The following is a 22,108-nucleotide window of genomic DNA, read 5'->3' on the forward strand; positions in this document are numbered from 1 at the left end:
AACTATGGAAATTTTAATTATACTTTTTTTAATACTTTTAAATGGTGTCTTCTCAATGTCTGAAATCGCATTGATTTCTGCCAGAAAAAATCGTTTAGAAACCGCTGCAAAAAAAGGAAATAAAAATGCTAAAGCAGCGTTAGACCTAGCGAATTCGCCTAATGAGTTTTTATCTACAGTTCAAATCGGAATCACTTTAATTGGAATTTTAACAGGTATTTATTCGGGAGATAAAATCACGCAAGACATGCAAGATTTTGTAGCTACTTTCGAGGTTTTAAAACCTTATTCACATTCAATTGCTGTTGGAATTGTGGTGGTGACTTTAACTTTTTTCTCTCTTGTTTTAGGGGAATTGTTACCAAAACGCATCGGTTTAAATTATCCAGAAGGTATTGCAAAAGCGGTTGCCTATCCTATGAAAATAGTTTCAACGGTGACAATGCCGTTTATTTGGTTGTTAACTACTTCAACAGATTCATTACTAAAAATGTTGCAAATTAAGCCAACTGCCGATGGGAAAGTGACTGAGGAAGAGATTAAAGCAATTATTAAAGAAGGAACAGAAGTAGGTGAAGTACAAGAAATTGAACAAGATATTGTGGAACGGGTGTTTCATATTGGAGATAGAAAAGTAAATTCGTTAATGACGCACAGAAGTGATATTGTTTATTTATCACTTGAAGATTCTAAAGAAGAAATAAAAGCCAAGGTAATTGATGAATTGCATTCGGTTTACCCTGTATGTGAAGATAATTTGGACAATGTAATTGGCTTAGTGTTATTAAAAGACTTATTTGTAAGTTTTGAGTCTGGAACTTTTGATTTAAAATCAATTACAAAAGAACCCGTTTATTTGATTGAACAAACATCGGCATACAAAGCATTAGAAAATTTTAAAACTTCAAAGCTACATTATGCTTTTGTAGTTGATGAACATGCTATTTTTCAAGGAGTTATTACTTTAAATGATATTTTGGAAGCTTTAGTTGGCGATGCTTCAGATTTTGATGAAGATGAATATAAATTAATAGCAAACGAAGATGGAACGTGGTTAGTTGACGGACAATATTCATTGCATGATTTTTTAACTTTTTTTGATTTAGATGAATTAACTACTGATTATGAAGTAACAACAGTTAGTGGATTTTTTATCACAGAACTAGGAAATATTCCTACACAAGGAGAAAAAATTATTTGGAACAAATTAGAATTAGAGGCATTAGCTATGGATGGTGCCAAAATAGATAAAGTACTTATCAAACAATATAAAGAATAATTATAAAGTATTCAGTGTTCAGTATTTAGTAAGCAGTTATAAGTACTGTACATTTAAAACAACAAAATGTCATCAGATAATGATGTTTAGTTGGGAAAAAATCACTGAACACTCAACGCTGAAGACTGAACACTAAGAAAAGATGACAGAGGGAAATTTTGTAGACTACGTAAAAATATATGTTTCTTCCGGAAAAGGAGGGAAAGGTTCGTCTCATTTACACAGAGAAAAATTTATTGAAAAAGGAGGTCCAGATGGTGGAGATGGTGGACGAGGAGGACATGTTTATATAAAAGGAAATAAAAATCTTTGGACATTGTTTCATTTAAAATTTTTGAAACACTTAAGAGCGGGTCATGGAGGAGATGGAGGAAGTTCAAGAAGTACAGGACATGATGGCGAAGATAAATATGTTGAAGTACCACTTGGAACAGTTGTAAAAGACCAAGAAACAGGAGATGTTTTGTTTGAAATCACCGAGCATGATGAGGTCAAAATCTTAGCTGAAGGTGGAAAAGGGGGGTTAGGAAACTGGCATTTTAGAAGCGCAACGAATCAAACCCCACGATATGCTCAGCCAGGAATGCCTGTTAAAGAAGTGGATGTAACTTTAGAATTAAAAGTATTAGCAGACGTAGGCTTAGTAGGTTTCCCGAATGCAGGAAAATCTACGCTGCTTTCAGTTCTTACATCAGCTAAGCCCAAAATTGCAGATTATCCGTTTACAACTTTGAAACCAAATTTGGGAATTGTAGCTTACAGAGATTTTCAATCGTTTGTAATGGCTGATATACCTGGAATTATTGAAGGTGCGGCAGAAGGTAAAGGATTAGGACATTATTTTTTACGTCACATTGAGCGTAATTCAACCTTATTGTTTTTAGTTCCAGCCGATGCGGATGATATCAAGAAAGAATATGAAATTTTGTTAGATGAGCTGCGTCGTTACAATCCAGAAATGTTAGACAAAGACCGTTTGATTGTGATTTCAAAATGTGATATGCTTGACGATGAATTGAAAGCAGAGTTGAAAAAACAATTGGATAAAGAGTTTAAGGGGACACCATATTTATTTATTTCTTCAGTTGCACAACAAGGGTTGCAAGAGTTGAAAGATAAATTATGGCAAATGCTAAATGCAGAAGCAAAATAAAATAAAAATATAAATGTAAGAAAAAGCATCTTCAACTTGAAGATGCTTTTTGTATTTAATGCAATTATTAAAATAAAAAGTTAAAATTGACATAATCGAAATTGAAATTGTAACTATAATTTTATCAAATTCTTATTTTTAAGTATATTCGCCACACAAATCAAAAGACACATATTTATTATGAAAAAATTATTATTATTTGTCGTTTCTGCGATAATGCTTGTGCCAGCTTCGGTAAAAGCAGACGAAGGAATGTGGTTTTTAATGTTCATTGAGCGTTTAAATCACCGCGACATGCAAAAAATGGGCTTGCAATTAACAGCCGAAGAAATTTACAGCATCAACAATCACAGTTTAAAAGATGCTATTGTGCAATTTAACGGTGGATGTACAGCTGAAATGATTTCTAAAGATGGTTTAGTTTTAACCAATCATCACTGTGGATACGATGCAATTGCAGAATTATCATCAGCTGATAAAAATTATTTAAAAGATGGTTATTGGGCTAAAAACAGAGCTGAAGAATTAAAACCGTCTAGCTTATTTGTGCGTTTCTTTGTTCGCATGGATGATTGTACAAAAAGAATTTTATCTGTTGTAAACCCAAGTATGAGTGAAGCAGATAGAGAAAAAGCTATCAACGCTGAAATCGCAAAGATTGAAAAAGAAAACAACGAAGGTGGAAAATACACAGTTTCAGTTCGTCCGTTTTTCCAAGGAAACGAGTATTATTATTTTGTTTACCAAGACTACAAAGATGTTCGTTTAGTAGGAACTCCACCAGAAAGTTTAGGAAAATTTGGTGGTGATACAGACAACTGGGAATGGCCACGTCATACAGCAGATTTCTCTATGTTTAGAGTATATGCTGATGCAAACGGAAATCCAGCAGAGTATTCTCCAAACAATGTTCCTTTAAAACCAAAGCACCATTTACCAGTAAATTTAGGTGGCGTTAAAGAGAATGACTTTGCTATGATTTTAGGTTATCCAGGTAGAACAAACCGTTGGATGCCAGCAGGTGGAATTGAGCAAAATGTAAAATTTGCTTATCCAGCATGGGTTGAAGGTTCTAAAACGGGAATGGATAACATGAAAAAATACATGTTACAAAGTGATGCTTTAAACCTTGTGTATGCTTCAAAATTCGCAGGTGTTGCCAACTACTGGAAAAACCGTCAAGGAATGATTGATGCATTATCAAAATTTGGTACAGCAAAAACAAAAGCAGCTCAAGAAGCGAAGTTCCATAAATGGGCAAACAAACCGGCAAACAAAGCAAAATATGGTAATGTAGTCCCTACTATCAACAAGTATTATGCAATGACTAATGAAAAAGCACGCCATGATAATTACATGATGCAATTATTCAGAACGTCTGCATTTGGAACAGTTAGTAGAGGTTTAGGAAAACAATTGGAAACTTATGCAAAAGCTGATGCTACAAAAAGAGCGCAAATGGCGCCAGGTATTTTAGAAATGGTGGACGAAATGTATAAAGAATTACACATTCCAGCAGAGAAAGATATTTTAGCGGCACAATTAAATTTATATTCTAAAAAAGCGGGATATACTTTAGCACCAATGGTTGAAAAATTAGCTAAAGAAAATAACGGTGATTTTACTAAATATGTAAACGCAGCATTTGATTTAAGTATTTTTACTTCAAAAGAGAAAATAAAAGCATTCTTAGATTTACCATCTGAAGCTTTATTAGTAAACGATCCTTTATATGTTTTAACAAATGATTTATTAACGCACTATAGCTTTAAAAGTGAAGAGTTAACAAAAGCACAAAACGATTTTGGAGCGTCTTTCCGCTTATTAGTAGAAGGTTTAAGAGAATCTAAAATTGGAGAAATTAAATATCCAGATGCAAACTCTACTTTACGTTTAACTTATGGAAAAGTTCGTTCTTTACCAGCTGATAAGCGTAATGACGCTACAGTTAATAACTATACTACTTTAGCAGGTCAAGTTAAAAAATACAAAAAAGGAGATTTAGAATTTGACTTACCAGCAAGAGTATTAGAAATGAACGCAAATAAAGATTTTGGTCGTTATGCAGATAAAGATGGTTCTTTACACGTTTGTTTCTTAACTGATAATGATATTACAGGTGGAAATTCTGGTTCACCAGTTTTAAATGGAAAAGGTGAATTAATCGGTTTAGCATTTGATGGTAACATTGAAGCTATGGCTGGAGATGTTATTTTTGACAAAAAATTACAACGTACAATTAACGTAGATATTCGTTATGTGTTGTGGGTAATTGAGAATTTCTCTGGAGCTAAACATATTGTTGATGAAATGACAATTGTGAAGTAATTGCAATTTTTTAAATAAATAAAAACCGACTTAAAACTAAGTCGGTTTTTTTATGAAATTATATTTCAATAGAACTAATAATGTTTGTTAATTGACCCTTCAAATTTGGGTTAATAATACCATTTACTACATCAAAATTTTCATAGAAACTTGGTAAAGAAAAACTGCCTTTTACAATTCCTCCTTGAAAAGGAAAACGTTTAGTAGCAATCTCTAAAACCGAACTTCCACCACGAGCACCAGGAGAAGTAGCTAACAACAACATAGCTTTTTCTTGAAAAGTTTTGGGGTTAATACGCGAAGTCCAGTCTAAAATGTTTTTGAAAGCAGTTGAGTAATTTCCGTTATGTTCAGCAAACGAAATTATAATTAAATCAGCACTTCCTAGTTTAGTATAAAAATCTTGTGCTAACGGATGAATGCCATTTTCTTTCTCTTTGTCAACAGAAAAAATAGGCATTTCGTAATCGTTTAAATCTAAAATTTCAACCGAAGCATTTTGAAATTGATTAGCAGCAAAAGTTGCCAATTGTTTGTTTATAGATTGTTTACTTGATGAAGCTCCAAAAGCGATGATTTTTTTCATGTTTTTATTTGTTAAGCCAATTGCCTAATATTTTTCGTAATAAGGGTAATAAAACAAAAACCATAAGTGGAACTAGAATTCCAGTCATGATTAATGTTTTTATAGGTAATGATAAGTTTTTAATATAGTCTCCAATAAAGTAAGATAATAGGGTTATGGCTGGATAAATGGCAAGCCAAACCATGATAGCAAATTTCCATTTAGGTGTTTGTTTCATTATTTAAATAATAAGTCAATGCTCCCGAAGGACATTTTTTTACGGTTTCAATAATTTTATCTGTTGTTGATTTTTTTGCATCAATCCATGGTTTTTCTTTGGGTTTGAAAACATCAGGATTATTTTTCACACATTCGGCAGCATGTTTGCACAAGCTATTTTTCCATACAATGGTTACTTCTCCATTGGTATATTCTTTGGTTAGGTCTTTAGCATTCATAATTGATTTTTTAAATTACAAAACGTATCTAAATTCAGGTGTTTTATCAAATACGCTTTTGGCAAATGGACAAAGTGGAATAATTTTTATATTTTTATCTCTAGCAAACTCAACCGCTTTTATAACCATTTTTTTACCTAAACCTTTGCCTTCATTTCCTGGATTTACTTCGGTGTGGTCAATGATAATTTTATCTTCGCCAGCAAAAACAAAGGTCATCATAGCCTCTTGTTTGCCTTCTACTTCAATGTAAAAAGCACCTTTGTTGTCGTTTATTTTGAGTTGTACTTCGTTAATCATAATTCTTTTTTTTTACTGAATACTTGAGACTGCTCACTAATTATTGCTCCATCGGAATTTCCATTACTAAAAATTTTGCTTCTGTATTGGCTTTGATTTCAATTTCGGAAGTTTCCCAAATTCCAATCGCGTCTCTTTTTTCTAATTTTTGACCATTTATTTCAATTTCACCTTCAATATTCATGATGTAAAAGCCGTTTCCTTCTTTTTTTAAATTTAATTTTTTTGAAAAACCATTATCAAAATTACTTAAATAAAACCATGCATCTTGATGAATCCAAACACCAGCATCATCTGGATTTGGAGATAAAATTTGAGCAAAATCATTTTTTTGTAACGATTGGTCTAACGTAATTTGTTGGTAACGAGGTTCTACATTTCTGTATTTTGGAAACAACCAAATCTGAAATAATTTAGTGTGTTGATTGTGATTTGGATTGAATTCGCTGTGTTGAATTCCAGTTCCAGCACTCATCACTTGAATGTCGCCACTTTTAATAGTTGTGCCATTTCCCATACTGTCTTTGTGCGCCAAATCACCCTCCAATGGGATGGTAATTATTTCCATATTATCATGTGGGTGTGTTCCAAAGCCCATACCAGCTGCAATTGTGTCGTCGTTCAAAACACGTAGCATTCCAAACTGAATTTTTTCTGGGTTGTACCAACTAGCAAAACTAAAACTGTGGTAAGCATTCAACCAACCATGATTAGCATGGCCTCTTTCATTCGCTTTATGTACTATCGTTTTCATTTGTTGTAAATATTTGTTTTTTAATTGTCAAATGCAGCCAAAACAAAACTTTTTATATGATTTAATTGAATTTGTTTTGGTGTCATATCGTATAAATTTAGTAATTATTATGATACAAATATACAACGAGGAATAGGGAAGAGCACTTAACCTAGATTAAGAAATTATTTTTTTAGTAATCTAGCTTTCATTTTACTAAAAAACTCTGGTGTTACTCCAATGTAAGAAGCAATATGTTTTTGAGGAACTTTTTGAATTAAGGTAGGATATTTAGAACAAAATTTTTCAAAGCGTTCTTCAGCGGTCAAACTCAAATTATCCATTAATCGCTCTTGGTGAGAAACCAAGGAATTTTCGGCTAAAATTCTAAAAAAGCGTTCTAATTTTGGAATTTCTTGATAAAGTTGTTGTTGGTTTTCTTTGGTAATAATGACAACTTCGGCATCTTCTAAGACTTCTATGAATAAATTGCCAGGTTTTCCAGAAATGTAACTGTACATGTCGCCAATCCACCAACCTTCGCAAGCAAAATGCAACACATGTTCGATGATGTTATCATTAATATTGAAACTTCTCAAAATTCCTGAATTCACAAAGTAAGTGCAATTAGCAATTTCACCCGAACTCAATAAAATGGTTTTGGCTTTGAATTGTTTGATTTCTATTTTTGATAACAATAAAATTTCTTCTTCAGGAGTTAAAGAAACATGTATGGAGATGTTTTGAAGTAATTTTGACATACTTCAAAAATAGGATTTATTTTTTAATATTTTGAATGGCCCAAATTAGCAAAGCATTTTTTTCTTTAGGAATTCCTAATTTTTCAATGATTTTTGTACGATGACCTTCAACTGTTTTTTCAGATAAGAATAATAATTCGGCTATTTGTTTGCTTGTTTTTTGAGTGGCAATTAACTCAATAATTTTTCTTTCAGACAAAGTTAAAGAAGATAGAATATCGTTTGAAAGAGTTGTGTCTAATTTAAAATCGTGATGCATGGAAGTTGAAAAATATTTTTTCCCATTTTCAATTTCTTTCAGGCAATTTTCCAAATCAGGAAAAGCCTTATCTTTTAAAATATAACCATAAATATTGTATTCTTTTGCTTTGTTAAGAACACTAATTTCATTGTGCATGGTAAGCAAAACAATCTTAGTTTGGCTTTTGTTTTCAAAGATTTTTTGTGCTACTTCTATACCATCTAATCCAGGCATGTTTAAATCTAAAATAGCTAAGTCTGGTGTATGAAGTTGAATGTAATTTAATGCAGCTTTGCCATTAGAGCAAGAGCAAACCACTTTATGTCCCATTTTTTCAACATAAGAAACGGTACCTTGTAAGGTTAAAGGATGATCGTCAGCGATTAGAATTTTCATGTTATTTTTTAATTTCAATTACGATTTTTGTTCCTTTTTCAGAAGAAGAAATAACCGCAATCCCACCAATTGCCTTACTTCGTTCTATAATGTTATGTAAACCAAAAGCATCTTTAGATTGTAGCGTTTCTTCCACATTAAAACCAATACCATTATCAATAACTTCTACACTAATTTTTTCTGATGTTTCTATAATTGTTATTTTAGCGGCAATGGCATCAGCATATTTTATGATGTTGGTTACAGCTTCTTGAACAATACGGTAAACTTGTAGCTCTTTTTCAGAACTTAAACTGTTTTGATAATTAAATTCCGAAGAAATCATGAATTGATGTGTATTTTCAATGCGCTCTATGAATTGTTCTAAACTATTTACTAATCCAATTTTTTCAAACATAACGGGATGTAAATTTCTACTGATTGCTCGAATATCATTAATAATCGTATCTACTTTTTCATTTAACTGAAAATGATTGGCTTCAAATGAGTTTTTTAATGCAAGTAATTCATGACTCACACTATCATGCAAATCGGAAGCAATTCGTTTGCGTTCTTCTTCGGTTTTATCGAGTAAGTTCTTAGTAAATTGTTGTGATTGTTCTCTCTCTTTAAATAATTTCATTTGTTTTTGTTTTAAAAAGTAAATAAAAACACTCAATATTGAGGCTATGAAAACTAATGCTAAAGCAAAAATAGTAGTGTTCTTCTTTGAGATGATTTCATGTTGAAGCTGAATTTTTTGCTCTTTTTCTTTAGTTTCATATTTAGCGGCAAGGGCCAAATTTTCTAATTTATTTTGAATATTTGATAAGCTATCTTTTGTTCTGTAGGCTTCTTCTGTATAAAAAACAGCTTTTTCAAACTCTTTATTTTGAATCGCTTTTTCCAGTAAAACATTATAAAATAAATTAGCGCGTTCATAGTTTTCGTTAGCAAGAAGATTTGGAAGTGCTTTTTCAATATAGCTAGTATTACAATTTTTTACATCATTTTTTATTTCATATAGTGCTAAAGCTGCTTGGTAATCATTTTGCCAATTTTGAGAAGTATTTCTTGCAGCAACAGGTATAATTCTGTCTAAAACGACTTTTGCTTCCTTTATTTTGTTTTCATCTAATAAAGCAGCAATTTCATAATCTGATAAACAAAGGAGCAATACGTCGCTGTCAAATTTACTGTCTAAATATTCTTTATAAGTAGTATGAATGTAATTGTTTTTTAACTTAGTTTTGCCAAAAAAACCATAAATGGAGCATTTATTGTATTTAGCCATAAAATAATCATAAGTGTTTTCTTCTTCTTTGAATACTTTTATAGCTTCATTAGCACTGCTAATTGCTTTTTCAAAAGAACCATTCGCTTTGTAAATATTAATGTAATTCAAATGCACTGAAACAATGCTTTCTTTATCTCTAATTCTTTCAGAATAAATTCTAGATTTTTCATTAGCTTCAATACTGAGTTCAATGTCCCCAAGAATAAAATAAGCATAGGATAAATCATAGTAGGCACGTGCAATTTTATAACAACTCTTATAATCATTAGGTTCTAATGCTGTAATTTTTAAAAAGTAGTCTTTTGCTTTCTTAACGTTGTCTCTATCAAATTCTAAATTTGCGTAATAATTGTCTACATGAGTAGTTTTTAAAGCAGGTAATTTGTTTCTGTATTTTAAATTAAATTCATCAACTGTTTTAGTTAATCTTGGGTCAAAATCATAAAAATATACAAACTTGGTTGTAATTACATCCAATATTTTTGAGGCATTGAGATATTCTTTATTAGTTAATTTAGTATTGTAATATTTAAAAAAAACTTTTAAATAATGCTCTTTATCCTCTTTATAGTTTTCGTTTTGTCTCAACCAAACTTTTGTTGAGTCTTCTTTAGGAGGTGTTACTTTTTCAAAATAGAAATTCTCTTTTTTGTCTTCACAGCTAATACTTAATATGATTAGTGTTAAAAGAAATGTATATTTTTTTATCGCTAACATGTATTGATTTTTTACAAATGTATTCATTTCTGCAAAGAAAAAAAGGAGCTATTGCATTTCAAGGGTTACCCCTTACATGAATATTTAAGAGATTGATACAATTTTGTATTCAAATCAAAAAGACATAACAATGAAAACACAATTACTATTTAAATTAAAATTGCTAACGCTTTTAAGTTTCTGTTTTATTACTCAATTTGGTTATTCTCAACAAGGAGAAGCACTACATTTTGACGGCTCTGACGATTATGTTATGTGTGGGAGTTTTTTACCTTCTTCATATACAAAGGAAGCTTGGATATACATTTCAAATTTTAATGTTTCCAATAATATTATTTCGGGAGGAAACTCAGATGGTCAACATGCTTTGTTTATCCCTAATTATTCTGGAAATAAACTAAGTGCAGGTCATAATGGTTCATGGGAAGCTGTTCAAGATTCCAATCCACTAATTATAAATACGTGGTACCATGTAGCAGTAACTTATGATGCTGCAACTACAACAATGAAGTTGTATAAAAACGGTAATTTGGTGGCTACTAATACAAACGTGCCTCAAGTATTGAATGGCAATATAATTCGATTAGGATCTTTTGATGATGGTGCTAACGTATTCAATGGAAGAATGGATGAAGTAAGAATTTGGGATAGGGTTTTAACAGCTTGTGAATTACAATATAATAAAGATACTGAACTTGCTATTGGACAAACAGGTTTAGTTGCTTATTACAAATGTAATCAAGGAACTGCAAATCAAGATAATGGTGGGGAAATTGATTTAATTGACTCAACAACAAATGGATATGACGGCGCAATAATTGATTTTCAGTTAAATGGAACAACTTCCAATTTCGTTGCTCCGGGTAGTCCAGCAAATGGAGTTTCAGGAACTTTATATAACTCGTTAAACGTAAATACTTCACAAAGTTTTTGCAATGCAGCACAAGTTTCAGATTTGATTGCAACTGGTTCTGGAGTAATTAATTGGTATGATGTCGCAACAGGAGGAACTCCATTGAGTAGTACTCAAAATTTAGTAACAGGCAATTACTTTGTTTCACAGACTACAGGGACTTGTGAGTCGGATAGGGTAGCAGTGAGCGTTATGGTGAATATTACTTCAGCACCTATTGCACCTGCTAGTCAAACTTTTGATGCTAATGCAACAATTGCAAACTTAGCGGCTACTGGATCTAATTTGAAATGGTTTTCACAAGCATCTGGAGGAGTAGAATATAATATAACGGATATTTTGACAACGGGAACATATTATGTCTCTCAAACCAATAATGGTTGTGAAAGTTCAAGAGTTTCTGTAAATGTAACTATTAATGGAGGTTCATTACATTTTGATGATTCTAATGATATAGTTTCTTTAGGTACAGCAATTAATGCTGTTATTGATCCCATCAATACAATAACAGTTGAAGCGTGGGTTTACAATACGTCTTTTAACAACGCATTTGGTTATAACTTGGGGTCTATAATTGGAAATTACAACACCTTTAATGTGGATATGCAATTTATGTTACGTAGAGACGGGACAGCCTATCAGTTTTGGGTTAACGATAGTTTCGGAACCAATTTTAAGGCAGTTTCTGTGTCAAATTTGGCCGTGCTAAACCAATGGCAACATGTGGCTGGTGTATGGAATGGGACTGATTTAAAATTATATCTTAATGGCGTTTTAGTTGGAACAACTACAGGAGTAACAGGTGCTAGTTTTAAATCAGTATTCAATAATCCAATCCATATTGGAACGAACTTGTCTAATGAGAAATACACAGGGAATATAGATGAAATCAGAATTTGGTCAAGAGCTTTAACTGCTCCAGAAATACTTAATAATATGAATTGCGAATTAGGTGCTTCTCAAACAGGATTAGTGGCTTACTACAAATTCAATCAAGGATTTGGAGGCGGAAATAACACAGGTTTATCATCATTAACAGATGCAAGTGGAAACAATTACAACGGTACATTGATTAATTTTGCATTAAATAGTAGCACTTCAAATTGGTCAAATATTGCAGCGGTTACTACTGGAAATACGTGCCCTACATTTCTAAATGCAAATACTTTTGATGAATCTAATTTAAGTTTATATCCAAATCCAACTTCTGGAATAGTGAACATTTCTTATGATGAAGAGATCTCTAATGTGTCAGTTTTTAATTTATTAGGTCAGAATGTTTTAAACCAAGAAGGCAAAGGTATAGAAATGCAATTAGACCTGTCAACACTTTCTTCTGCAACTTATTTTGTAAAAATAACTTCCAAAGGAGCAACAAAAACTATAAAAATAGTTAAGCAATAAATATATAGATTATACTTGATTAAGCAATTAAAAACCGTCTTTATAGGCGGTTTTTGTTTTATATTAATGTGTTATCTTTGATAAATTAATACTAAATAATGAAAACCGAAAAAGAGAAAATGATATCGGGTGAAAATTATTTTTCTAATGATAAGGAGTTGTCTTTGGATAGAAATAATGCCAAAAAACTTCTACATAAATTAAATATCACGGAATATTTAATGAATGGTAATGCTCGTACTATTTTAAAAATACTATTACCTAACGCGCATAAAAGAATATACATTGAACCACCTTTTCATTGTGATTATGGATATAATATTTATTCTGGTGAAAGAGTTTATTTCAATGTGAATTGTGTTGTGTTAGATGCTGCGAAAGTAATCATTGGGAATAATGTTTTCATTGGCCCTGGTGTTCATATTTATACAGCAACACATCCAACAAATGCTATTGAAAGGCAAACAATAGAGTTTGCAAAACCAGTTTCTATTGGCAATGATTGCTGGATAGGAGGAAACTCTGTAATTTGCCCAGGTGTTACAATTGGTGATGGATGTACCATTGGTGCAGGTTCTGTAGTGACTAAAAATATACCAGATAATTCACTTGCAGTAGGAAATCCTGCTAAAGTGATTAAAACTTTGGAGAAATAAAAAACCGATGTCTTTTAATAAAACATCGGTTTCTATATTAATGAAAGTGATCTTCTTCAATTTCGAATTCAGCATCTTTTTCCCAAATTTCCATTTCACAAGGTTTACAATTGAATTTTAGTTTGTATTCCAATTCGCCTTGCTTTAAAACTAAAGGTTCTTTTAGTTTTTTATCCATGTTTTCACGATGGTATTTTGGGCAACGTTCTAATTCGTATTTGATACAATATTTAGTGGTCATTACACGAGATTTTCCAGGGTCCCATTGTAATTCGAAAGCTTTTTCAATTTCTGTTACACCATGACGTTCGTAGAATTTACGAGCTGTTTTGTTGGCAACATTGTACATGAAATCCAATTTCGTTTCTGGATAGGGATGTGATGTTTTTACCAATTGGTGTTCCTTACGAACATAATTTTTCATACGAATTTCTGATAATTGTTCGTAAACCGTTCTTCGCATTTCATTGATTTTTGAAATAGGAAGAAACCAATTTCCAGAAAACTCAATCGTGATTTCATCAGCTGTGTATGGTGTAAAACCTGTTTTTGCTAAGTTAGTTTTGAAGTTTTCTGCTAAAGATTCGTTGTTTTTTGTTTGTTCTTTTGGGTGAACCAAATTCACGATACTTACATTTCCATCTTCGTCAGTTGCGATTAATTCAAATCCTGTTTCGTTTTCTTTTAATAGCAAAGTCGTGCTTATTTTTCGAACTGCACTGTCTTCTCGTTCTACTAACTTAATGAAAGCGGCATCGTTATTTCTATAAATAAAAGTACCTTCTTTGATTTCTTTCAACACATTTGGATAAACGATTCCGTTTTCAGCACGGTTCACGTAAATTCCTTCGGCTTCGTTTTTCTCGTTGATGAAGCACAATCCGTCACCATTATTTAGTAATTCACCGTTTTCAATTTCGTATGAATTCCCAACAGTCTTGATTAGTTTTCCAATATATTGCCCTTTGGATTTTGGACTTTCCCATGAGCCAATGGCTTGATGTCTTTCGTTTACAAAATAATCTGTATAACCGCGATTAAAAGTTCTATCTAAAGCTGAATCAAAAGTATAAGTGCAACTTCCAGAAGATGCCTTGGTGTATTTTTCGCTATTTTCTTTTAAGAAGTTGTCTAACTTTTGACGTAAATAGGACACGTTGTTCTTCACATATACAATATCTTTTAAGCGCCCTTCAATTTTGAAAGAAACAATCCCAGCTTCAATTAAATTTGGAATTTGGTCTGTTACATCAAAATCTTTAATCGAAAGTAAGTGACTGTTTTTTATTAAAGTGTCACCATTTCCGTCAATTAAATTATAAGGTAAACGACAGTTTTGCGCACATGAACCACGATTTGCGGAACGTTCTCCATTGGCAACACTCATATAGCAATTTCCACTAAAAGAAACGCATAATGCGCCAGTTACAAAAAACTCTAATTCTACATCAGTAGCTTCACTGATTTCTTTGATTTGGTGAAGGTTTAACTCGCGTGCTAAAACTACTCTTTGAATTCCTGCATCGGCTAAGAATTTAATTTTATCAGCGTCTCTGTTGTTGGCTTGAGTGCTGGCATGAAGTGCAATTGGAGGCAATTCCATTTCCATAATTGCCATGTCTTGAATGATTAAAGCATCAACTCCTGCATCATATAATTTCCAAATTAATTGACGACATTTTTCTAACTCATCATCGTATAAAATGGTATTGATTACCACAAATACTTGTGCATTATACAAATGAGCATATTGTACCAAAGCGGCAACGTCTTCAAGCGAGTTATGAGCATTGGAACGTGCTCCAAATTGTGGTGCTCCAATATAAACTGCATCCGCTCCAGCATTGATAGCGGCAATTCCAGTTAGTAAGTCTTTTGCTGGAGCTAAAATTTCAATCTTCTTTTTCATTTGTAAATCTTTAATCTTTCGGTATTTGCCGAAAAAAAGTGTGCAAAGTTCTTATAAAAAATTCAAGATTTCTAATTCGAGTTCGCTTTTTTTGATTTTAAAGTATAAAAAAACACGAATTAATCTAATTTAATAGTCAATTCGTGTTAATTTGTGTTTGTTATATAATTTAAGAAACGGCTTCTTTGATTCTTCTCATAGCTTCTGTTAATAAAGCTTCGCTTGTTGCGTAAGAGAAACGAATACAATTAGGATTTCCAAAAGCATCACCTGTTACTGTTGCCACATTTGCTTCTGCTAATAAGAACATCGAGAAATCAGTTGCATTTTTAATTTCAGTTCCTTTTACAGTTTTACCAAAATAGTAAGACACATCAGGGAAAACATAAAACGCACCTTCTGGGACATTCAATTTGAATCCTGGAATTTCTTTCACCAATCCAACAACTAAATCTCTACGGTTTTTGAAGGCAGAAACCATTTCGTTTAGAACGCTTGGATCAGCTTCAACAGCAGTAATTGTTGCTCTTTGTGCAATAGAATTAGCTCCAGAAGTAACTTGTCCTTGAATTTTGGTACACGCTTTTGCAATAAACTCAGGCGCTCCAATATAACCAATTCTCCATCCAGTCATGGCAAATGCTTTTGCAACTCCATTCACCGTTATTGTTCTTTCTAACATTCCAGGAATAGAACCAATACTGCAAAATGTTCCTGAAAAGTTGATATGTTCGTAGATTTCGTCGGAAACTACATATACATGTGGATGTTTTTCTAAAACTTTAGCTAAAGCTGTTAACTCTTCACGATTATAAACCGAACCACTTGGATTACAAGGTGAACTAAACCACATCATTTTTGTTTTTGGTGTGATAGCTGCTTCTAATTGTTCTGGTGTAATTTTGAAATCACTTTCTACTGAAGTAGGAACTTCAACAGGAACACCGCCAGAAAGTTTGATAATTTCGAAATATGAAACCCAATATGGAGCTGGAAGAATTACTTCGTCACCATCGTTTAACATTACTTGTGCGATATTGTATAAAGATTGTTTAGCTCCAGTAGAAACCACAATTTGTGAGGATTTATACTCTAAATTGTTGTCTCTTTTGAATTTTTTACAAATGGCTTCTTTTAATTCTAAGTAACCCTCAACCGGTGTGTATGTACTATAATTTTCGTCGATTGCTCTTTTTGCTGCTTCTTTAATAAATTCAGGAGTGTTGAAATCAGGTTCGCCTAAACTAAGGCTTATAATATCTTTTCCTTGTGCTTTTAATTCTCTTGCTAAAGCTGCCATTGCTAATGTTTGTGAAACAGCTAAGTTGTTGATTCTGTCCGATAACGGGTTCATTGTGTGTTAGTTATTATAGTTAATAGAAAAGACGCGATTACTCGCGCCTCTATGTTTATGCTAATTGTGGTTTTCTTCCAAGCTCTCTCAAATGTTTGAAGTGAGATGCAATTGCTGCTCGAGTTGTTTTAAACTCATGGTATGGTAAGTTGCATTCTGCTGCAGTTTGTTTTACAATTTCAGCAATTTTATTGTAATGAATGTGACTAATATTTGGGAAAATATGATGTTCAATTTGATGATTTAATCCACCCGTATAATAATTTACAATCCAATTTTTAGGAGCAAAATTAGCTGTGGTAAATAATTGGTGAATTGCCCAAGTGTTTTCAATTTCTCCATTTTCATCTGGTAGCGGATTTACAGTGTCTTCTACCACGTGTGCTAATTGAAAAACTACACTTAAAATTAATCCAGCAGTGTAATGCATTACTATAAATCCTAATAATACTTTCCACCAATCAACTCCTAAAACCATTGGTAAAACCAACCAAATAGAGAAGTAAATTACTTTTGTGATAACCAAAGTTGTCCAAAGAATGGTCGGTTTTTTAAATTCACCATATGATAGTTTTCTTTTTAAATATCGTTTCATCTGTAAAAAATCGGTTGTAATTGCCCAGTTAAACGTTAATAATCCATATAAAAATACAGAATAATAATGTTGAAATCTGTGGTGACTATACCATTTTGCAGTTTTAGAAAAACGTAAAATTCTACCAGCTTCTAGATCTTCGTCATGTCCGATAATGTTTGTATAAGTATGATGTAAAACATTATGTTGCACCTGCCAGTTGTAAACATTTCCAGCTAGAATATATATACTACCACCCATTAATTTATTCACCCAAGATTTGTTTGAGTATGCTCCGTGGTTTCCATCGTGCATTACATTCATTCCAACGCCAGCCATTCCAACACCAATTACCACATTAAGTAGTAAATAGGTCCAAAAAGGCATGTCCATTGCTAATAAAAAGAAATATGGAGTCAAGAAAAGGGCAAACATCACAATAGTTTTTAGGTGAAGTTTCCAATTCCCTGTTTTATCTATGTTGTTTTCTTTGAAATAATCGTTTACTCTTTTATTTAAAGTTCTGAAAAATTTTAGATTGTCGTTTTTAGAAAAAACTGGAGCTTGTGTATTCATGTTTTTGCATTCAAATTTTGCCAAAGATAATTATTATAATTTTTTCATTTATGATATTAGTCACTTTTTATTCACTAAAATGAGTATTTTTGTGTAAAATTTAACTAATGGAAGAGATTTTAAGACAATTTTCTAATTTAACTGAAAATCAGGTGCTTCAGTTTCAAAAATTGCAATCCCTGTATGAAGATTGGAACGCAAAAATTAATGTAATTTCAAGAAAGGATATTGACGAATTATACACGCGACATGTTTTACATTCGTTGGGGATTGCAAAAATCATAGAATTTCGTCCTGGTTCAAAAATTATGGATGTGGGAACTGGTGGTGGTTTTCCAGGTATTCCATTGGCAATTTTGTTTCCTGAAGTTGATTTTTATTTGATTGATATAATTGCAAAGAAAATCAAGGTGGTGAATGAAGTTGCAATTGGTTTAGGATTAAAAAATGTAAAAGCAGAACAAAAGAGAGCCGAATTAGTAAAACAAGAATTTGATTTTATCGTAAGTCGTGCTGTAACCAATATGCCTGATTTTGTAAATTGGGTTGATGGTAAAATTTCTAAAAAGCAAAATCATGAATTAGCCAATGGAATTTTATATTTAAAAGGCGGCGATTTAACCGAAGAATTAAAGGATTTTCCAAAGGCAGCGCAATATAATTTATCTGATTTTTTTACCGATGAGTTTTTTGAGACTAAGAAAGTGGTGCATTTGCCGTTAAAATATAAAAAATAAGCTCCAATCTGGAGCTTATTTTTTGATTTAAAAAATCACTTTCTTTTGAACTTTGATATTGTTTTCGTCAACTATTGTTAGAAGTAAAACATTTTGGGTTGGTTTTAAATTTGGAATTATAAATTTGTTATTTTGAATATTATTTCCTTCAAATAAAACTCTTCCTAAAACATCATAAGCTATAATCGATTTCATTTTTGTTGTACGGCTTGTTATTACTAATGAATTATTCTCGTTGAAAGCAATTACTGTATTTTCATTGAATTCAGTTTGGTTGTTATTTGATAAATTATTTTTGTACACTATTTCAAAACGATTGTTTATAGTTTCTGCATTTGCCATGAACGTATAATTGTTTTGAGTTAAATCAATTAAGCTATTAGTAACATTGTCTTTCAAATAAATAGATTGATTTGTGAATAATCCCTCTTTTTCACCTAATGAAATTGTAAATAATCCACTTTTTTGCGAAGTAAATCCTAATTGAATAGAATCTTCATCAGTAAATGGTAAAGTTTTTCCTTGAATTACTAATTCGTTATTGTCTACTAAGGAATAAATCGCACTATTTCCGTTATTTAATATTATACCATCATAACCAAAATCTAAAGCATTAGTAGCGTTTTCAACATAGCCTAATAAAATTTGATTGTGATTGTTATTTCCTTCTGAAAGGTTCAACCAAAAACGGTGTTTTTCTGTTGTTGATGTATTATTACTCACATTTTTACTGATAAATTGATTATTACTTGTTGCGTTTCGCATGCTATTAGTAAAATACATTGGACCTGTCGCTAAAGCATTCACATAGAATCCTTGTCCTGTTTGTATGAATGTATCTGGAATTAATGAACCATTCATTGCTGCTGTTCCGCCTGTTAAATTTCGTGAAGCAAAGTTATTTGCTACATAAGTTCCATTTACTGCTGCATTTGTATTAGTCCAAAAGTGAAGTGTTCCATCAATTTTAGATAAATTTCCAATAATAAACTCTTGAATGTTAATTGGTGAAGGGTACGGATTTCCAACTAAGTTAAAACCTAAGCCTACTGAACCTCCATAAATAACATTTGGGTTAATTCTGCCATTATTTGGTGTTCCAGTAAATTTTCCGTTCCAAGGAGTTGTTGTGCTAGGCATTGTATTTTCAGCTCTAATTAAGTATCCTTTTCCAATAGCAAAGCTATTTGTTGCTGGATTTACGCTATTATAAGCTGTTGGAGTTGTTGTCCCTGTTGGTATATATTCGTAAAAACGATTGGTCAACGTGTTTGGCGAAAATGCTAATAAATTTTGATTTGTAACTGGTGCAGACCAACCCACATAATCTAATCTTTTTAAAGAAGTTTCTCTATTGAATTCAATGTTCCCAGAATTTGAAATTTCTTCTATTTGGTATACATTTGAATTTGATGCAAATTTTAATTGAGCAGTTGGCGCTACTGTAATTCCACCTTTAACATTCAAATCATGATTTGCTAAGAAATTTACAATAGCTGTCCCAGATACAGAAATCGAGCACGCATCAATTGAAGATGATGAGGTGTAGTTTCCTGTGAATGCAACTTGTTTGTCTTTTGATGGCAATCCATTACTCCACGAAGTTCCATTCCAAGTAGTTGTAGTTGGGCATTTCAATTGAATGTTATTTACAATTTCATTCATTGCAAAAGTTACATTTGAAGGTGTTAATGTGACATGGTCTTCATTGACTGTTGGAACAGAATATGCATCAAATGCACTTGTACTACTAGCATTTATATTTGCATACCAGTTGTTAGTGCTTGTAATTGCCAATGAACTTTGTGCTGGAATAAAGTCAAATTTTTTAATGGACATTGCATTTAAAAAGCGAGTTAATGTTGGGTTAGGTCCAGCATCAGCAGCTAAACTTTCTAAATTAAACATGCCTCCTGGTGCCGAATCTAAGCCTGCAGTATAAGAAAATGAACGCGCATTTGTTTGTCCTGTTCCAATAGTTAACCAAAATAATGTCCATGCTTGTTTTCTAACTCTGCTTACTCTTATATTGCCGTTAGCTGCTGGCGTAAAATTCAAATCTAGTAATGCTCTTGTAAAACCATCGCTATTTGGAACATCCAATCCTGAAAGCACTGCCATTCCTGGTGTTCCTGTCATTGTTCCATTTCCAGCTCCATTTGAAATGGCAATTTTTCTACAATTTTGCGGGAACCCCATTGTATTTAATTCTGTTTGAAAAACATTTCTATGTGTAGGGTGACCTGTTGGAAGTAAAGCGGCAGATGCTTGGTCAAAGTCGGTTAAACTTGAGCCTAATAAATGCCCTTCAAAATGGTCAATTAGCATTTGTCTTGCAGCTGGACTTTTAAGCATTGAATCAACAATTGCTCTAACAGTTAAATCAGAAATATCTGGATCATATGCTAAGTAGTTAAACATGTGTTGCATTCCAATAGGAACATTTGCTCCTAAATGAGGTGAATCAAAAGACAACCATAAACGTGTTTTATGATTCATTCCATTCATTTCCATATATCGCAAAGCCATTCTGGTAATCAACCCGCCCATACTTGGACCTATAACTACAAGTTCTTGATTTCCAACTTTATTTGCATTGATATAATTAATTAACTCAATCATTATTCGCGCATTTCTTTGGATATAATCTACACCCCCGTCTACATTTGTAACGCCGTCTGGTCTTGTGTAGATAGGAAAGTTTAATACAACAACATCATAACCTAAATTTCTAATATTGTCACCAAGGTTTTGTGTTGGAGTTCCATAGTTTAATAAGTTATAAATTGCACCTGTATCTCTTCCGTCTCCTGGGTCAAATCCATCACAAACAATGATTACTTTGTCTAATAGGCCAGCCTCATTGTCATAGAATATTTGAAATTCACCTTTTCCAGCATGTGCAGCAGTTTCGTTTGTGCCTTGATAAGTTAATGAAGAAGTTATTTCGGTCAATGGGCTAACAGCAAAAGGAGTTTGTTGTGCAACTTTATTTAATTGACTTAGATTTTGCGCTTTTTCTTTTAAAGTAAATTTTGATTCGTTTGTAAAAATAGTTCCATCATTTAAAGTAATTTTAAATGAAATTGTTTTTGAGCCAAGAGTTTCAAAATCAGTATAAATGATTTGATTACTAGAAATTTTTTCAAATCCTTTTCCAGTATTAAAGTTAATTTCAATTTTACTAATTGTTTGGTTAGTAGTATTAAAAATTAATTCGTCAGAAAGTTTAAAAGCTATCTGAGTTCCTTTCAACTGCTTTATTAAAGGGGATGCAAATCCTATTTTATGTGTATCGAAGTAATCAATTGATAAATCGATAATTTCGTATTGATTGTTTGCATTAAGTTGTAATTGATTTTGCGCTCTTACGCTTGGTTTAATTGCTTCAAATTCAGAAATTAAAATTGAAATTGGAATAATGTTTTCTGAAAACCCTTTTTCTGTTTTAGTTTCTAAAAAATCAATCTTTGGAAGTCGTTCAAGAAAATCTGCTCTTTGAATTTCATGGTATGCTTGTTTGAACTCAATCGAAGATAATGGTTCTGTTTTATCTTCTGTTAATTTTGCAAAAGCACCTACTTTATCGTAAAGTATTTTGGTTTGAGTATGATTTTCTAATAAGTCAAATGTCTTATTTTTTTCTTTAATTTCTTGAGCATTTGAAGATGCTGAAAAAAAAAGCACAGCTACAAAAAGTATTTTTTTAATCATAATTTATTTTCTTTAGGGAGGAAAATACTATGCTTGCATAATAGATTTCGGATACAATTTATAA

At 32.1% G+C, this 22,108-nt stretch carries 18 protein-coding genes; 6 read left to right on the plus strand and 12 right to left on the minus strand.

Features of this window, described 5'->3' with window-relative positions; translation table 11 throughout:
• Nucleotides 1-4: 4 nt before the first annotated feature.
• From VK164_RS00295 to VK164_RS00305, 3 genes are all read left to right on the plus strand, one after another.
• The gene (locus tag VK164_RS00295) at nt 5-1,279 is read left to right on the plus strand and encodes a hemolysin family protein (RefSeq protein WP_324207450.1); all 1,275 of its coding nucleotides are present in this window, start codon (nt 5-7) and stop codon (nt 1,277-1,279) included.
• A 142-nt stretch (nt 1,280-1,421) separates the two neighbouring features.
• Nucleotides 1,422-2,432 (plus strand): GTPase ObgE, encoded by a 1,011-nt coding sequence (obgE, locus tag VK164_RS00300; RefSeq protein WP_324207451.1) that lies wholly within the window; start codon nt 1,422-1,424, stop codon nt 2,430-2,432.
• A 180-nt stretch (nt 2,433-2,612) separates the two neighbouring features.
• Nucleotides 2,613-4,760, plus strand: a complete 2,148-nt coding sequence (locus VK164_RS00305; protein ID WP_324207452.1) for a S46 family peptidase — start codon at nt 2,613-2,615, stop codon at nt 4,758-4,760.
• A gap of 58 nt (nt 4,761-4,818) precedes the next feature.
• On the opposite strand, the gene VK164_RS00310 is transcribed toward VK164_RS00305, so the two are convergent.
• From VK164_RS00310 to VK164_RS00345, 8 genes are all read right to left on the minus strand, one after another.
• Nucleotides 4,819-5,346: an NAD(P)H-dependent oxidoreductase gene (locus tag VK164_RS00310; protein WP_324207453.1), complete on the minus strand. Its 528-nt coding sequence runs from the start codon at nt 5,344-5,346 to the stop codon at nt 4,819-4,821.
• A gap of 4 nt (nt 5,347-5,350) precedes the next feature.
• Nucleotides 5,351-5,563, minus strand: a complete 213-nt coding sequence (locus VK164_RS00315) for a hypothetical protein (protein WP_324207454.1) — start codon at nt 5,561-5,563, stop codon at nt 5,351-5,353.
• Nucleotides 5,547-5,783 carry a (4Fe-4S)-binding protein gene (locus tag VK164_RS00320; protein ID WP_324207455.1) on the minus strand — a complete coding sequence of 79 codons (237 nt, stop codon included), beginning with the start codon at nt 5,781-5,783 and terminating at the stop codon, nt 5,547-5,549. Before VK164_RS00320 ends, VK164_RS00315 begins: the two co-directional genes overlap by 17 nt.
• A gap of 15 nt (nt 5,784-5,798) precedes the next feature.
• The gene (locus VK164_RS00325; RefSeq protein WP_324207456.1) at nt 5,799-6,083 is read right to left on the minus strand and encodes a GNAT family N-acetyltransferase; all 285 of its coding nucleotides are present in this window, start codon (nt 6,081-6,083) and stop codon (nt 5,799-5,801) included.
• 40 nt (nt 6,084-6,123) lie between these two features.
• Nucleotides 6,124-6,837, minus strand: a complete 714-nt coding sequence (locus VK164_RS00330; RefSeq protein WP_324207457.1) for a pirin family protein — start codon at nt 6,835-6,837, stop codon at nt 6,124-6,126.
• A gap of 164 nt (nt 6,838-7,001) precedes the next feature.
• On the minus strand, nt 7,002-7,577 hold the full coding sequence (locus tag VK164_RS00335) for a Crp/Fnr family transcriptional regulator (RefSeq protein ID WP_324207458.1): 576 nt from the start codon (nt 7,575-7,577) through the stop codon (nt 7,002-7,004).
• Between the two features lie 16 nt (nt 7,578-7,593).
• On the minus strand, nt 7,594-8,214 hold the full coding sequence (locus VK164_RS00340) for a response regulator transcription factor (protein ID WP_324207459.1): 621 nt from the start codon (nt 8,212-8,214) through the stop codon (nt 7,594-7,596).
• A 1-nt stretch (nt 8,215) separates the two neighbouring features.
• Nucleotides 8,216-10,207 (minus strand): sensor histidine kinase, encoded by a 1,992-nt coding sequence (locus tag VK164_RS00345; protein WP_324207460.1) that lies wholly within the window; start codon nt 10,205-10,207, stop codon nt 8,216-8,218.
• 130 nt (nt 10,208-10,337) lie between these two features.
• Between VK164_RS00345 and VK164_RS00350 the strand changes: the two genes are divergently transcribed.
• On the plus strand, nt 10,338-12,524 hold the full coding sequence (locus VK164_RS00350; RefSeq protein ID WP_324207461.1) for a LamG-like jellyroll fold domain-containing protein: 2,187 nt from the start codon (nt 10,338-10,340) through the stop codon (nt 12,522-12,524).
• Nucleotides 12,525-12,622: 98 nt separating this feature from the next.
• Entirely contained in the window at nt 12,623-13,180 is a 558-nt protein-coding gene (locus tag VK164_RS00355; protein WP_324207462.1) for a sugar O-acetyltransferase, read from the plus strand.
• 37 nt (nt 13,181-13,217) lie between these two features.
• On the opposite strand, the gene VK164_RS00360 is transcribed toward VK164_RS00355, so the two are convergent.
• From VK164_RS00360 to VK164_RS00370, 3 genes are all read right to left on the minus strand, one after another.
• On the minus strand, nt 13,218-15,089 hold the full coding sequence (locus VK164_RS00360) for a U32 family peptidase (protein WP_324207463.1): 1,872 nt from the start codon (nt 15,087-15,089) through the stop codon (nt 13,218-13,220).
• A 169-nt stretch (nt 15,090-15,258) separates the two neighbouring features.
• Entirely contained in the window at nt 15,259-16,443 is a 1,185-nt protein-coding gene (locus tag VK164_RS00365) for a pyridoxal phosphate-dependent aminotransferase (RefSeq protein ID WP_324207464.1), read from the minus strand.
• A gap of 55 nt (nt 16,444-16,498) precedes the next feature.
• Entirely contained in the window at nt 16,499-17,593 is a 1,095-nt protein-coding gene (locus VK164_RS00370; protein WP_324207465.1) for an acyl-CoA desaturase, read from the minus strand.
• Between the two features lie 107 nt (nt 17,594-17,700).
• Between VK164_RS00370 and rsmG the strand changes: the two genes are divergently transcribed.
• Nucleotides 17,701-18,330 carry a 16S rRNA (guanine(527)-N(7))-methyltransferase RsmG gene (gene rsmG, locus VK164_RS00375; protein WP_324207466.1) on the plus strand — a complete coding sequence of 210 codons (630 nt, stop codon included), beginning with the start codon at nt 17,701-17,703 and terminating at the stop codon, nt 18,328-18,330.
• Nucleotides 18,331-18,357: 27 nt separating this feature from the next.
• On the opposite strand, the gene VK164_RS00380 is transcribed toward rsmG, so the two are convergent.
• Nucleotides 18,358-22,044: a T9SS sorting signal type C domain-containing protein gene (locus VK164_RS00380; protein ID WP_324207467.1), complete on the minus strand. Its 3,687-nt coding sequence runs from the start codon at nt 22,042-22,044 to the stop codon at nt 18,358-18,360.
• Between the last annotated feature and the right edge of the window lie 64 nt (nt 22,045-22,108).

This window comes from Flavobacterium sp. (assembly GCF_035299005.1).
Classification (GTDB): domain Bacteria; phylum Bacteroidota; class Bacteroidia; order Flavobacteriales; family Flavobacteriaceae; genus Flavobacterium.

Excerpts from the sequence above, each read along its gene's own strand:
- VK164_RS00355 (WP_324207462.1), top strand. The coding sequence starts at position 12,623 with ATGAAAACCGAAAAAGAGAAAATGATATCGGGTGAAAATTATTTTTCT.
- VK164_RS00330 (WP_324207457.1), bottom strand. The coding sequence starts at position 6,837 with ATGAAAACGATAGTACATAAAGCGAATGAAAGAGGCCATGCTAATCAT.
- VK164_RS00315 (WP_324207454.1), bottom strand. The coding sequence starts at position 5,563 with ATGAAACAAACACCTAAATGGAAATTTGCTATCATGGTTTGGCTTGCC.
- VK164_RS00295 (WP_324207450.1), top strand. The coding sequence starts at position 5 with ATGGAAATTTTAATTATACTTTTTTTAATACTTTTAAATGGTGTCTTC.
- VK164_RS00370 (WP_324207465.1), bottom strand. The coding sequence starts at position 17,593 with ATGAATACACAAGCTCCAGTTTTTTCTAAAAACGACAATCTAAAATTT.
- VK164_RS00340 (WP_324207459.1), bottom strand. The coding sequence starts at position 8,214 with ATGAAAATTCTAATCGCTGACGATCATCCTTTAACCTTACAAGGTACC.
- VK164_RS00360 (WP_324207463.1), bottom strand. The coding sequence starts at position 15,089 with ATGAAAAAGAAGATTGAAATTTTAGCTCCAGCAAAAGACTTACTAACT.
- VK164_RS00325 (WP_324207456.1), bottom strand. The coding sequence starts at position 6,083 with ATGATTAACGAAGTACAACTCAAAATAAACGACAACAAAGGTGCTTTT.
- obgE (WP_324207451.1), top strand. The coding sequence starts at position 1,422 with ATGACAGAGGGAAATTTTGTAGACTACGTAAAAATATATGTTTCTTCC.
- VK164_RS00345 (WP_324207460.1), bottom strand. The coding sequence starts at position 10,207 with ATGTTAGCGATAAAAAAATATACATTTCTTTTAACACTAATCATATTA.
- VK164_RS00365 (WP_324207464.1), bottom strand. The coding sequence starts at position 16,443 with ATGAACCCGTTATCGGACAGAATCAACAACTTAGCTGTTTCACAAACA.
- VK164_RS00320 (WP_324207455.1), bottom strand. The coding sequence starts at position 5,783 with ATGAATGCTAAAGACCTAACCAAAGAATATACCAATGGAGAAGTAACC.
- VK164_RS00335 (WP_324207458.1), bottom strand. The coding sequence starts at position 7,577 with ATGTCAAAATTACTTCAAAACATCTCCATACATGTTTCTTTAACTCCT.
- VK164_RS00305 (WP_324207452.1), top strand. The coding sequence starts at position 2,613 with ATGAAAAAATTATTATTATTTGTCGTTTCTGCGATAATGCTTGTGCCA.
- VK164_RS00380 (WP_324207467.1), bottom strand. The coding sequence starts at position 22,044 with ATGATTAAAAAAATACTTTTTGTAGCTGTGCTTTTTTTTTCAGCATCT.
- rsmG (WP_324207466.1), top strand. The coding sequence starts at position 17,701 with ATGGAAGAGATTTTAAGACAATTTTCTAATTTAACTGAAAATCAGGTG.
- VK164_RS00310 (WP_324207453.1), bottom strand. The coding sequence starts at position 5,346 with ATGAAAAAAATCATCGCTTTTGGAGCTTCATCAAGTAAACAATCTATA.
- VK164_RS00350 (WP_324207461.1), top strand. The coding sequence starts at position 10,338 with ATGAAAACACAATTACTATTTAAATTAAAATTGCTAACGCTTTTAAGT.